At 41.5% G+C, this 11,139-nt stretch carries 17 protein-coding genes; 8 read left to right on the top strand and 9 right to left on the bottom strand.

Features of this window, described 5'->3' with window-relative positions; genetic code table 11:
- Positions 1-181, top strand: a 181-nt coding sequence (locus IEE86_RS19485; RefSeq protein ID WP_224741089.1) for a hypothetical protein, incomplete at its 5' end; no start/stop codon positions are given.
- 16 nt (positions 182-197) lie between these two features.
- Here IEE86_RS19485 and IEE86_RS18515 read toward each other — a convergent pair.
- The 3 genes from IEE86_RS18515 to IEE86_RS18505 all read right to left on the bottom strand — a co-directional run bounded on the left by IEE86_RS18515 (position 198) and on the right by IEE86_RS18505 (position 1,475).
- Positions 198-353 carry a YfhD family protein gene (locus tag IEE86_RS18515; RefSeq protein ID WP_191098466.1) on the bottom strand — a complete coding sequence of 52 codons (156 nt, stop codon included), beginning with the start codon at positions 351-353 and terminating at the stop codon, positions 198-200.
- Between the two features lie 61 nt (positions 354-414).
- Entirely contained in the window at positions 415-525 is a 111-nt protein-coding gene (locus IEE86_RS18510) for a YfhE family protein (protein WP_017358836.1), read from the bottom strand.
- A 53-nt stretch (positions 526-578) separates the two neighbouring features.
- Positions 579-1,475 carry a TIGR01777 family oxidoreductase gene (locus IEE86_RS18505; protein WP_191098465.1) on the bottom strand — a complete coding sequence of 299 codons (897 nt, stop codon included), beginning with the start codon at positions 1,473-1,475 and terminating at the stop codon, positions 579-581.
- 95 nt (positions 1,476-1,570) lie between these two features.
- On the opposite strand from IEE86_RS18505, the gene recX reads away from it, so the two are divergent.
- Together recX and IEE86_RS18495 are read left to right on the top strand one after the other, a co-directional pair.
- Positions 1,571-2,362 (top strand): recombination regulator RecX, encoded by a 792-nt coding sequence (gene recX, locus IEE86_RS18500; protein ID WP_191098464.1) that lies wholly within the window; start codon positions 1,571-1,573, stop codon positions 2,360-2,362.
- 3 nt (positions 2,363-2,365) lie between these two features.
- Positions 2,366-2,680 (top strand): YfhH family protein, encoded by a 315-nt coding sequence (locus tag IEE86_RS18495; RefSeq protein WP_191098463.1) that lies wholly within the window; start codon positions 2,366-2,368, stop codon positions 2,678-2,680.
- Between the two features lie 24 nt (positions 2,681-2,704).
- On the opposite strand, the gene IEE86_RS18490 is transcribed toward IEE86_RS18495, so the two are convergent.
- Both IEE86_RS18490 and IEE86_RS18485 read right to left on the bottom strand, forming a co-directional pair.
- Positions 2,705-2,878, bottom strand: coding sequence for a YpzG family protein (locus tag IEE86_RS18490; RefSeq protein ID WP_003217811.1), 174 nt, complete (start codon positions 2,876-2,878; stop codon positions 2,705-2,707).
- Between the two features lie 25 nt (positions 2,879-2,903).
- A complete protein-coding gene (locus IEE86_RS18485; RefSeq protein ID WP_003217849.1) occupies positions 2,904-3,053 on the bottom strand; it encodes a small, acid-soluble spore protein K in 150 nt (49 codons plus the stop codon).
- 116 nt (positions 3,054-3,169) lie between these two features.
- Here IEE86_RS18485 and IEE86_RS18480 point away from each other — a divergent pair, with 116 nt between their 5' ends.
- From IEE86_RS18480 to IEE86_RS18470, 3 genes are all read left to right on the top strand, one after another.
- On the top strand, positions 3,170-3,442 hold the full coding sequence (locus tag IEE86_RS18480) for a YfhJ family protein (RefSeq protein ID WP_191098462.1): 273 nt from the start codon (positions 3,170-3,172) through the stop codon (positions 3,440-3,442).
- A gap of 298 nt (positions 3,443-3,740) precedes the next feature.
- Complete coding sequence (locus tag IEE86_RS18475; protein ID WP_191098461.1) at positions 3,741-4,724, top strand: glycosyltransferase family 2 protein; 984 nt, start codon at positions 3,741-3,743, stop codon at positions 4,722-4,724.
- A gap of 88 nt (positions 4,725-4,812) precedes the next feature.
- Positions 4,813-7,404, top strand: coding sequence for a YfhO family protein (locus IEE86_RS18470; protein WP_191098460.1), 2,592 nt, complete (start codon positions 4,813-4,815; stop codon positions 7,402-7,404).
- Between the two features lie 24 nt (positions 7,405-7,428).
- Here the strand turns inward: IEE86_RS18470 and IEE86_RS18465 are convergent, their stop codons facing one another.
- Positions 7,429-8,559: an FAD-dependent oxidoreductase gene (locus IEE86_RS18465; RefSeq protein ID WP_191098459.1), complete on the bottom strand. Its 1,131-nt coding sequence runs from the start codon at positions 8,557-8,559 to the stop codon at positions 7,429-7,431.
- Between the two features lie 278 nt (positions 8,560-8,837).
- Here IEE86_RS18465 and IEE86_RS19580 point away from each other — a divergent pair, with 278 nt between their 5' ends.
- Both IEE86_RS19580 and IEE86_RS19480 read left to right on the top strand, forming a co-directional pair.
- Positions 8,838-8,972: a hypothetical protein gene (locus tag IEE86_RS19580; RefSeq protein ID WP_263479587.1), complete on the top strand. Its 135-nt coding sequence runs from the start codon at positions 8,838-8,840 to the stop codon at positions 8,970-8,972.
- A gap of 9 nt (positions 8,973-8,981) precedes the next feature.
- Complete coding sequence (locus tag IEE86_RS19480; RefSeq protein ID WP_224741088.1) at positions 8,982-9,131, top strand: hypothetical protein; 150 nt, start codon at positions 8,982-8,984, stop codon at positions 9,129-9,131.
- Between the two features lie 7 nt (positions 9,132-9,138).
- Here the strand turns inward: IEE86_RS19480 and IEE86_RS18455 are convergent, their stop codons facing one another.
- The 3 genes from IEE86_RS18455 to IEE86_RS18445 all read right to left on the bottom strand — a co-directional run bounded on the left by IEE86_RS18455 (position 9,139) and on the right by IEE86_RS18445 (position 11,050).
- Positions 9,139-9,558 carry a regulatory YrvL family protein gene (locus tag IEE86_RS18455; protein WP_191098458.1) on the bottom strand — a complete coding sequence of 140 codons (420 nt, stop codon included), beginning with the start codon at positions 9,556-9,558 and terminating at the stop codon, positions 9,139-9,141.
- 69 nt (positions 9,559-9,627) lie between these two features.
- Positions 9,628-10,791: an oxalate decarboxylase family bicupin gene (locus IEE86_RS18450; protein WP_191098457.1), complete on the bottom strand. Its 1,164-nt coding sequence runs from the start codon at positions 10,789-10,791 to the stop codon at positions 9,628-9,630.
- A 94-nt stretch (positions 10,792-10,885) separates the two neighbouring features.
- A complete protein-coding gene (locus IEE86_RS18445) occupies positions 10,886-11,050 on the bottom strand; it encodes a YvrJ family protein (RefSeq protein WP_080869593.1) in 165 nt (54 codons plus the stop codon).
- Positions 11,051-11,139: the final 89 nt, after the last annotated feature.

The following is an 11,139-nucleotide window of genomic DNA, read 5'->3' as shown; positions in this document are numbered from 1 at the left end:
CAAACCCTCGCATTCTTTGTCAGTCCTGCGTTCCGGTGCTCACGAATGTCCAATTCGCTCCGCTCCGGTACTCGTCCTTCCTAGACTTCAAGGGCTTTCTATCACGCTGAAAAGAAGACAAAGGGCTAAAATAAAGGTCATTTTAGCCCTTTGTCAACAATCTGAAGCAGACCCTGTCTAAAGGTCTGCCTTTTTACTTATTGTTTTTTGGCGCGCTGATCGGCTGCTTTCATACGTGCCATTGCTTTTACGTCATTTGGATCTGCAAGTTCTTTGGAAAATTCAACATATTCTCCATCTGTTTCTTGTGCCGCTAGCTCGTAGTTGGATTTTTTGTGTTGGTCTTTTTTCAAAGCCTTCTCCTCCTTTACAAGATCACTTTAGTTATGTGCTTGTGAAAGAGGAATATCCGTTTTATTTGTTTCTTTTTTCTGCTGCTCTTTCCGCTTTTTTGAATTCTTGCTGATACAGGACTTCCTGGGTTTTCTTCAGCTTCGAAGTTGGCTGGTGTTCTTTTTTCTTCATCAAAATCGCCCCCTCATATCATTTCTTCTTAGGATGGGTGTTTTTGACAAATTTTATTCCTCTGAATGCAAAATCGCTTCTTTTAGCTCAGGGTGTAAAAATTCATAAGAAGATAGCAGCGCCTTTTTCGGCATGGCGCGCTGGCCTTCTAAAACAAGTAATGACATGTCGCCAAGTGCCGTTTTGATCACAAAGGATGGCACCTTCAGCCAGTGTGGACGGTGAAGGGCAGAGGCAATGGTCTGTCCGAGCTGCTTCATTTGAACAGGATTCGGTGATGTGACATTGAGTGGACCTGATATGTCGTCATTGTGAATCGCATAAGCAATGAGATGGGCCACATCGTCCACATGAACCCACGAAACCCATTGCGTGCCAGAACCGATGGTCCCGCCGGCAAACAGCTTGTATGGCAGTGTCATCAGAGGCAGTGTCCCTTTTTCTCCTAACACGACGCCAAAGCGTGTATAGACCGTACGAATGCCGAGTGCTTCAATCTTTTGTCCCTCAGCCTCCCAAAGCTTGGATGTATGACTTAAGAAATCAGTATCCGCAGGAGGTGATTCCTCCGTGAAATCTTCTATTTTAGACGTGCCATAAATCCCGACAGCACTTGCTTGAATGAGTACAGACGGTTTCGTTTCCTGCGCTTCGATGATGCGTTTCACTTCTTGCGTTGATTGTAGACGGCTAGAAAGAATGCCTTTTTTCGCCTTGTCGGTCCAACGTGTAAAAATGGATTTTCCAGCAAGGTTTATCCATACATCAATGGCAGGCAATTCATCCTCAGGCGCAGCACCTTCTGTCAGCCACTGCACATAATGTAAATGATTTTGTTCGGATTCCTTTGGATTTCTTGTTAAAATATATAGATGATGTCCTTCAGCAGCGAGCACCTTTGTGACGTGCTGGCCGATAAAACCGGTTCCTCCGGTGATGGCGATATTCAATTGACATCTCTCCTCTCATATACATACCTATTATCTTTTACGATTTTGAATCAGAAGAAACATCCTGACGATTTTAGAAAAGGGGTGATAACAGGATGCCTTATATTACAAAAATTTCTGCTCAGAAAAACAATACAGAGCGCGTCAACATCTTTCTTGATGAAAAGTACGCCTTTAGCGTTGATCTAGATGTGCTTGTCCAGCACGATTTGAAAAAGGGGAAAGAGCTGGATGAAGCAGATATCATTGAGATACAATTCGGTGATTCAGTCAAAAAGGGATTTGAGCAGGCGGTCGATTATTTATCTTACCGCATGAGATCAGTGAAAGAAGTCACTGATTATTTAAAGAAAAAAGAAATACCAACACCTGCTATTAGTGAAATTATACACAAATTAAAGCATTACAAGTATGTAAATGATTTTGAATTTGCAGAAGCATTTGTGAGCACTCACCGGAAAACGAACAGCAAAGGGCCGTCCGTCCTAAAAAAAGAATTAAAGCTTAAAGGCATAGACGATGACACCATTGAACAAGCGCTCTCGCAATATCCTGAGGACTTACAGCTGGAGGAAGCCGTCAAGCAGGTGCTTAAGCTTGTGAGAAAAGAAAAAAATCGTTCGACAAAAGAAATTGAGCAGCGCATCAAGCTCCAGCTTCAGCGAAAGGGCTTTTCGTTTGCAATCATTGATAAAGCCCTTCAAGAAGCCTATGATGGACAAGAAGAGGAACAGGAAGAAGAAGCCCTTCTGTATATGCTGGAGAAGGCGAAACGCAAGGTAGGATATGACGGGTCATTTGAAAAGAAGATGAAAGTGAAGCAATTTCTCTTTCGAAAAGGCTTTGATCTCGATGCAATTGATCACGTTTTAAACAAAGGGGAATAACAGATGGACAAACGTTATAGTGAGATGACAGAATACGAATTAAAACAGGAAATTGCGGCCCTTTCTGAAAAAGCTAGAAAGGCTGAGCAGCTAGGTATAGTGAATGAATACGCCGTCTTAGAACGGAAAATTGATATGGCCAAAGCCTACTTATTAGATCCAGGGTTGATTCAAACCAAAACGACCTATCAAATCAAAGACACAGGCGAGCAATTTTACGTGGAATATTTGAACGGGGTGTTTGCTTGGGGATACAGAGTATCGTCTCCAGAAAAAGAAGATGCCCTGCCGATTTCAATGCTTACGCAAAAGGACTGATCTCTCTAAGATCAGTCCTTTCCTTTACTTCGAACGTTGTTTACGGACGTTGTTCTGAAGTACGATGTCGTGCTGCGTTTGCTGCGTTTCTCCGTTGACCTGAGAGGCAGAATGCTTTGCATTCGCCCATGGTTGAGGGTAAGCGGTTGTCCTTAATTGAACAAAATCTTCCATATACGATTTCCCATTTGAACTCATATCTCAAGCACTCCCTTTGGAAAAATTAGCGTTTCCCTGATGCCCTCATACGTTCCTGCGGACGTGTATTCGTCTCACCATTCGGCCTTTTAGACGCATATGCATCTGTAGCGCCTGGTTCGCCTTCAAATTTGTGATTTACCTGATTTGGAAAGCCCTTTGCTTTATTGCGCATATCGATTCCCTCCAAACAATACAAATCATTTGCGTCTTTTGAAGACGTAAGGGTAGTATATGAAAAAAGAGGTTTTTTTAAAAAGGCACTTTCTGCTAGATGAAGGAGGAACCGACATGGAACAATACTTTGAGCGACTAACAGAACAACTCATGGAAAAAAACAATATGCTGACATATGACGAAGCACGTACATGGGTAGAGCTGCTTTGGAGTGATTTTGAAACGACCTATGCAAAGGCCGGCCGCAAGTATAAAGGACAGGAAACGACAGAACGGATTGTCCAGGAATGGATTGAAAGCTACGGCGCGCAGCTGCATTTATTTCAAAATAAACAATCGAAGGCAAACGAGCATTTGCAACAAAACAACAAAGGGCTGCTACACTAAAAGGGTTGCCCTTTGCACTTCTACTCGTTTTTCAAAAAAAGGAAAATATATAAGTGGAAAAACAATTTTATGAAACAATACCCAGTCTGTGATCGAAATTACAGGCTTTTTACAATGGTTAAACTTAAAATTACATTAAATTCATCTTGCTGAAAATCACTGGAAATAAAACTCTGATATAATGAAACGATTAAAGAGACATGTAATTTATGGATAATAAAAAAGGGTTTCGTTTTCTGACAAAAAAGGAATAATGAATATAACAGACTATATGAAAAAAGTGAAGAGAAGGTGCGATATGGAACGAGAATTGCTCTCTGTTATAATTCCTTCTTACAATGAAGGTGAAAACATCAGACGAATCTTTGAGGCACTCGAGGAAGAGTTTCGAGATTTTCATTATGACTTTGAAATCATCTTTATTAATGACGGAAGCAAGGACAATACGCTTCAATATATGAGAGAGCTCTCTCGCAAAAGTACAAAGGTCAAATACATTTCCTTTTCGCGTAACTTCGGGAAGGAAGCTGCTATTTTGGCAGGTCTTGAACATGCAAAGGGAGCAGCTGCGATCATTATGGACGCCGATCTACAGCATCCGACGTATTTGATTCAGGATTTTGTCAGAGGATATGAAGAAGGCTACCATCAAGTCATAGCCAAACGGAACCGTAAAGGGGACAGCAAGCTTCGCTCTTACCTATCATCGATGTACTATAAAATCATGAACAAGGTAGTTGAAGTGGACTTGCGTGATGGCGTCGGGGATTTCCGTTTAATTTCACGCCAAGCGATTGACGCATTGCTGAAGCTGAAAGAGGGGAATCGTTTTTCGAAGGGACTTTTTTGCTGGATTGGATTTGAGGAAAAGGTCATCTATTATGAAAATGTAGAAAGACAGCATGGTGATACAAAATGGTCACTGAAGAAATTATTTAACTACGGGATTGATGGCGTCATTTCTTTTAACAACCGCCCGCTGCGTATTTGTTTTTATACTGGCATACTGATCTTATTCCTCTCTTTGATTTACATTGTGGCCACCTTTATTCAAATCGTCAGAACGGGCATCATGGTACCGGGTTATTTCACTTTAATATCGGCTGTCCTTTTCCTCGGAGGTGTCCAGCTTTTGAGTCTAGGCGTAATTGGAGAATATATTGGCCGTATTTATTATGAAACAAAAAAGAGGCCGCATTATTTAATCCAAGAATCAAATGTCATGGAAAAAGAGACAAGCTCAAAAGAACAAGACCGAGTGTTAACGCAGTTATTTAAATAACGTGGAGTCAAATGACCGGCAAGCAAGAACCGCTTGCTGGGTTGTTTTGTTTTAAGCAAACAGTGGATCTTTTGTGGAAAGGATTTAGATGATGAAACGTAGATGGATAATCATTGGAATGTGTCTCATTCTCGCATTATTAGGACACGCCTTTTTCTTATATGAATATACGCAAGGCCGGTACATGACAGGAGATGGGGACGGCATCTCGCAAATGCTCCCATTTAAAAAGTTGCTTTACGACGAATACGTCAAAGGAAACTTCTTTTATTCCTATCAATTTGGTCTAGGCGGCGGTACATACACACAATTAGGTTATTATTTTACAACGTCGACTGTTTTTATGGTGACAGTCGCTGTCGTCTGGCTGATGAATACGCTTCATCTTATACAGTCAACAGACATTCATTTTTGGGCAAATGCTGTGATTTGGCTGAGCGTGATCAAGCTGACGCTGATTCTTTTCATCGCTTACCAGGTACTTCTTTCAATGGTTCAGCATAAGCTCGGTGCATTGACAGGTGCCGCAATTTACGGACTGTCTATTGTGTATTTTCGACATGAAACGTTTTGGGAGTTTTTTACCGACAGCATGATGTGGCTTCCGCTGCTTGTGCTTGGGGTTGAACGGATATTCAAAACAGGTAAGCCGGCTTGGTTTATTGCGGGTTGCAGCCTGATGCTGATCAATAATTTTTACTTTGCCTATATTCATTTTATCTTTTTAGCGATGTATCTTGTCTTCAGATATATGATCAAGCTTCGAAGTGAGGAGCGAGGGTGGCAGGTTTTCTGGACTCTTGCGATATCTACGCTGTTATCCTTTGGGATCAGTGCGGCCTTTTTTATCCCGTCTGTTTATGGCTTTCTTCATAATATAAGACCGCCGTATGAACAGGCCATTCCTTGGTTCGAGCTTCATGATCATCTGCTGTTTACAAGCAGGGTGTACTTATTGCCGGTGATGTTTCTGATTTGTATGTTCCTCGTTCCGCTATACCGGAATCGGTGGTTTTTCATGTTTACATCAATCAGCGTACTGCTCATTGTTTTTCACTATAGTCCAAAGATGGCGAGTGTGTTTAATGGTTTTTCAGCACCGCAGTACCGCTTTGAATACATTCTTGCCTTTACAGTTGGAGCGGTCATAGCCATCACCATCAAGCATTTTGCGCAAATCGAGTGGAAGTGGAAAAAGCGTGCGGTATTAGGCGCCTGGATCGTTTTTCTCCTCTCTATCGTCTTGTCAGAACGAGCGATGCGAAATATGGATGTCGTTGTATTTACAGGCATAGGACTGCTTGTGATCAGCCTGTTCTTCCTTTCGATACATGCGGAAAAACGCCAGCATCTTCGTCTTTTTTCCGCTGTACTCATTGTCGTTAGCGTACTGACAGCAAATGTGTATCAGCAGGGCTACTTATCTGAAAGAAGCAATATCAAGGAAGTATCAGATACGTATATGAAAAGTGAAGCGTATGCTGGACCTGAGCAAATGAAGCTCATTCAGCAGATACAAAGCCGCTCAAAAGATCCGCTTGCCCGGATTGATTGGATGAATGGCGTGCGAAACAATACCCCATTATTTGAAGGCTTTCAAGGCATGAGTGTGTATTCAAGTATATTGAATCAGCATTTGCTCAATTTCTACTGGAATGACCTGCAAATCGATATGGGACGGGAAAGTGTCAGCCGGTATGCAACAATGGGGGACAGAGCGAATTTATACAGCCTGACCTACGGAAAATATTATATGAGAGACAAATCGATGTCTTACTCACCGCCAGCTTATTTTAAGCCAATATTAGAAAGTGAGCATTATACGGTGTATGAAAATACACGGCCGCTGCCATTTGCAAGAACAACGAGCACCGTTTATTCAGAAGAATCCCTACAGCACGCCTCAGCGCTAGATAGGGAGCACGCGATGCTGCAAGGCGTGATTTTAGACAAAAAAGGAAACGCTGAAATCGAGCATGCGCCAGATCGAGTAAAGGATACAAATATTCATACGGAACAAGCCGTATACGAAAATGGCGTGCTTGATGTATACGGGGAAACGGGCGGCCTGAATATCACGTTGCCAGATGATATGGCACGTTCAGGGGATGTGTATGTGAGCTTTTATGTGAAGCGGACAGACCGGAACGAAGGATTTCAGTTATCCGTTGACAACTACGTCACCTCACGAAAAAGCAATACATCCATCTACAAAACAGGCGTCAATGAAGTGACGATTCGAGTCCCTGCGGAAAAAATTCTTTCCATTCGAGTACCAAAAGGGACGTATGAGCTCGATCAACTAAAGCTGTATCAAGAGCCTTACCGCATTCTAGAAAAAGCATATGAAAAAGAAAAACAGGATAATGGCAGCCAGCAGGTAAAGCTCGAAAACAACCGCTTTACGATTTCATATGATAACAAACGCGGCGATGATTATATGATCTTGCCAGTACCATATGAAAAAGGCTGGGAGCTCACGGTAAACGGAAAGCAGACCGATATTGAGCAAGCCAATTACGCCTTTATCGGTTTTCCGATAGAAAAAGGTAAAAATGAGATTGTGCTAACGTACTATCCGCCTTATATCAGAATTCTTGCGTTGATTTCACTCGTCAGTTTGATTGGTGCGATCCTATATGCACGGAGAAAACACAAGAAACACCACTTTTCATCATAAGTGGTGTTTTTTTTATCTTTCATCTCATACGTAAGTTTCTTCATCCCATTCAATATTGTATTCGTTCATTTTTTTATCAATATCGTTTTGAATACTCATGTGCTGAAATAGCGCATTCAATTCTTCTGTCCTCTTTCTTCGATCCTGTTCATAATAATAGAACGCATCTCGATAATCATGATCCCTCAGCATCTTTGCTATGACCATCGCATCTTCTAGACTATACGAAGCTCCTTGACCAACAAATGGATTTGCTGTATGTACAGCATCCCCTATAAGAACAACTCGCCCTTTTGACCATACAGGGAGATGCTTTATTTCATAAATACTTCTTGGGAAGAACATGTCTGTATGATCGATGATCTCAACAAGATGTTTCGGAATGTTCCACTCGTCCATTTGTTTATATAATAACTTTCGAATGTTGTCTTTACTGGCTTTCTCAAAGTGTTTTGTAGGTAACTTCTCAGGACACTGAGAGAAAGCCTGCCATAAAATATTCATTTTATTTGTTGGATGCGCTTTTCCAAAAATGAATTGAAAGTTTCCGTCATTGTAAAAATAACTCGTTGCCTCCTCTAATACAAAATCTTCTACATAGGATATCCCTTGAAGTCCCCAAAAACCGCTATAGTCTAATTTAGCGTTAAAGGCAACCGCTTCTCTCGTTTTCGAAAAAGTCCCATCCGCTCCTATTACAATATCGCCTGTTATCACAGTTTCATCTTCAAAAAGAACCTCAACGGAATGAGACGTCTGTTTGACCGAAGTGAACTTTTTGTTGTATGTCACTTTTATTCCTTGGCGTTGAACTTCCTTTAAAAGTGATTTGATGATTTGGTCTCTCATGACATTCAGTAAAGGGGCATGATAATATTTTTCACTATAATTGTGAAAGGTAGCTTCCAGTTCATTGTCACTGTTTATTTGATTGATCCTCTTGATCACTATTGCATTTGCCATCACATCATCCATACACCCTATTTCCTTCAAAATCTTTACCCCATTTGGAGACAGTAAAAAACCTGCACCAGTTTCAACATCATCTGATCTACTTTCATAAATCGTGCTTGCAATGCCTGCTTTTTTTAAAAATAAAGAAGCAGCCAATCCTGCTACACCACTGCCGATAATGATTACATTGTTATTCCTCATCACTTTTCCCTCCCACTTTATAAACAGACCGGTCGGTTTATTTTAATCCAAAAAATAAAGCACATCCGTGTTCATGTAGGCAAACGTATAAAAAACGCCCCCCTTTCAATCTATTTAATTGGTAATTATAGTATATGATAATATGTTATTGATGATTTCGCAAGGATGAAACGATTCAATTTCTGTTCCTCTTTCTTTAAAAAAATTGAAACAAACATTAGGAGGATAACAAAAATGAGTAAATACACCGTAATCAATCACTATGAACACACCATTGAATGGGTACAGTCGCTAACGGAAGAACGACCAATCGACTTGATGTGCAAGAAATGAATCAGCAGTCAGCCGAAAGAGCAAGAAAGGAAGAGAGAAGCGAGACGATTGGGCGATTTATTACTGTCAGAACAGAATGACTTCAAGAAATGAAGAAAATCGAAGCATCTCGCTGGAAGGAATCCTTTTTGATCGGTCAAACCAAGCTAACATTATCAAGCTATTTTCAAGGGCTGATTGAGCATGATCTCCATCATATGAAGCAAATCAAAGAAGCACTCTCGCCAGAAAGAGAGTAGAGAGTCATTAAGCTTCTTTCTCAAACGAAAACGTCGCATAATCAAACAAAAAATGAAACAACCAAAGACTCAGGGCAAAGAGAATTTCCTCAGAAGTAGAAAGCAAAATGCCGCCCACCAATTCATCTGATAAATAGACAGCCCCCCAAATAAACAAAAGATGAATTGAAATGGCATAGAAAACGATGGAGCGTTTTTTGGACCGGCACTTTCTAACAACCCTCATGAGCACATGTTCCACATGTTCAAAGGATATGCCAAGCACAACATAAATGCCCATAAACAGAAGCATCGATAAAATCGATTGATAAAAAGCACCCGTCAAATGAAAGAACAGCACACAAAACAACAAAAATATGTAACAGATAGCTGAAAGCGCCACGAGCCATTTCAGCCCTTGCCATAAAACGTGAACAGATTGCTGCATAGGTAAACAAACACTCCTTTACATGAAGATACCTGCAAAAAGGACAGCCTTTTTGCAGGAAGTTATATGTTAATCCTCTTTTTTAGGTGCAGCGATGACAGGGTGTTTTTCAGTATCAAGCAATTTCAAGAATTCTTCGCCTTGATCTAAATGATCCAAAACAAGCTGTTTCGGTGTGACCGCAAGCCACTGATTGAGTGAAATGTCTGCATAATGATCGCTCTTAAAGATTTCTAAGAAATAGAGCGGTTCGTCACCTGTATTCTCTACATAATGCCCCATCGCAAATGGCACATAGCCAACGTCTCCCGCCTGATAGTTGAAGGTTCTCGCATGTCCATCAGAAGCAAATACCGTCATTCGTGCTTTTCCAGAAATAAAATATTGCCATTCATCCGTATTTGGATGCCAGTGTAGCTCACGAATGGCACCAGGATCGACTTTCACAAGAGCAGATGCAATCGTTTTAGACGCTTTGAAATTGGTAGAATCCGCAATCCACACTTGTCCGCCGCTTGATGTAATCGGCTCTTGTTTTAACAGCTCATATTTAAAGGAATTTGGGACTTCCCCTTGCTCTGTTTTCACCTTGTCACATTCAAGAGAACCAGGAATTCCTTTTTGGAAAATATACTTCTCTTTCTCTGGTAGTTTGTTAAATTGTTCCTTTGTCATTCCAAAATTCTTGAGCACAACTTCCTCAGGCGTATGAGCCAGCCAATCAGTCACTTGGAACGTACTGTTTTCCGAGAAAGACCCATCATCAAACACAAGCAAGAATTCAGCGCCAGGTTCAAGTGCTTGGATAGAGTGCGGCAGGCCAGAAGGGAAGTACCACAAGTCACCCTCGGTCACATCCTCTGTAAAATTCCGTCCCTCTGCATCAACCGATGTAATCCGGGCTTCCCCATAAATCATGTACGCCCATTCCGCTTCCTTATGCCAATGCAGTTCACGAATAGCACCGGGCTTTAGCCGCATATTCACAGAGGCAAGGCTTTTAGAGATCGGCAATTCACGCACCGTTACCTCGCGGGCGTAGCCGCCTTTCTCTAAACGGTTGTGCGTATCAGAAAAAGAATATTTCAGGTTGGAAACTGTTCCATGATCGGTTTCTGGCGGCGTGAGCATATCTGGGTTTTGTCTGTCTCGCTCGAGATTACGTGGAATTTTGACCGTGGCTCCTTTTTCTCCTCGAATCGGCTGTGGTACACCATTTTGCTTTTCACTCATGATAAAATCCCCTTTCAACATCGTATTGTGTGAGGTGACAAAAGGCCTTTCATTTCCCCCTCATTTTCATAAGGTGAAACGAATCAAGCAGATGTCAATCTGATTCATCATTTTTTTGTGCAGCCACTAATCTTTGGATGAGCTTGCTTAATTCATCAAACTTTCGTTCAAAGCGTGTCAGCAAGTAAACCGTCAAAATGGCGGGGAAGCCAGCCTGACCGAGCTGCTTCAGCCATTCCTCTGAAAAAAAGTTTTCCATTTGTCTCACCTCCCAGCGGATGCTCGTCTTCTATATAAGTGGTATGAAAGGAGAAAAAGGAAAGTAGGGGAGGAGAAAATGAACCATTA

The organism is Bacillus crepusculi (genome assembly GCF_014764715.1).
GTDB lineage: Bacteria > Bacillota > Bacilli > Bacillales > Bacillaceae > Bacillus.
Note: the sequence above shows the minus strand (reverse complement) of the source record. Positions and strands in the feature narration are given on the sequence as shown.

Excerpts from the sequence above, each read along its gene's own strand:
- IEE86_RS18510 (WP_017358836.1), bottom strand. The coding sequence starts at position 525 with ATGAAGAAAAAAGAACACCAGCCAACTTCGAAGCTGAAGAAAACCCAG.
- recX (WP_191098464.1), top strand. The coding sequence starts at position 1,571 with ATGCCTTATATTACAAAAATTTCTGCTCAGAAAAACAATACAGAGCGC.
- IEE86_RS18445 (WP_080869593.1), bottom strand. The coding sequence starts at position 11,050 with ATGGAAAACTTTTTTTCAGAGGAATGGCTGAAGCAGCTCGGTCAGGCT.
- IEE86_RS18475 (WP_191098461.1), top strand. The coding sequence starts at position 3,741 with ATGGAACGAGAATTGCTCTCTGTTATAATTCCTTCTTACAATGAAGGT.
- IEE86_RS18490 (WP_003217811.1), bottom strand. The coding sequence starts at position 2,878 with ATGAGTTCAAATGGGAAATCGTATATGGAAGATTTTGTTCAATTAAGG.
- IEE86_RS18470 (WP_191098460.1), top strand. The coding sequence starts at position 4,813 with ATGATGAAACGTAGATGGATAATCATTGGAATGTGTCTCATTCTCGCA.
- IEE86_RS18455 (WP_191098458.1), bottom strand. The coding sequence starts at position 9,558 with ATGCAGCAATCTGTTCACGTTTTATGGCAAGGGCTGAAATGGCTCGTG.
- IEE86_RS18495 (WP_191098463.1), top strand. The coding sequence starts at position 2,366 with ATGGACAAACGTTATAGTGAGATGACAGAATACGAATTAAAACAGGAA.
- IEE86_RS18485 (WP_003217849.1), bottom strand. The coding sequence starts at position 3,053 with ATGCGCAATAAAGCAAAGGGCTTTCCAAATCAGGTAAATCACAAATTT.
- IEE86_RS19480 (WP_224741088.1), top strand. The coding sequence starts at position 8,982 with ATGAAGAAAATCGAAGCATCTCGCTGGAAGGAATCCTTTTTGATCGGT.
- IEE86_RS19580 (WP_263479587.1), top strand. The coding sequence starts at position 8,838 with ATGGGTACAGTCGCTAACGGAAGAACGACCAATCGACTTGATGTGCAA.
- IEE86_RS18465 (WP_191098459.1), bottom strand. The coding sequence starts at position 8,559 with ATGAGGAATAACAATGTAATCATTATCGGCAGTGGTGTAGCAGGATTG.
- IEE86_RS18480 (WP_191098462.1), top strand. The coding sequence starts at position 3,170 with ATGGAACAATACTTTGAGCGACTAACAGAACAACTCATGGAAAAAAAC.
- IEE86_RS18450 (WP_191098457.1), bottom strand. The coding sequence starts at position 10,791 with ATGAGTGAAAAGCAAAATGGTGTACCACAGCCGATTCGAGGAGAAAAA.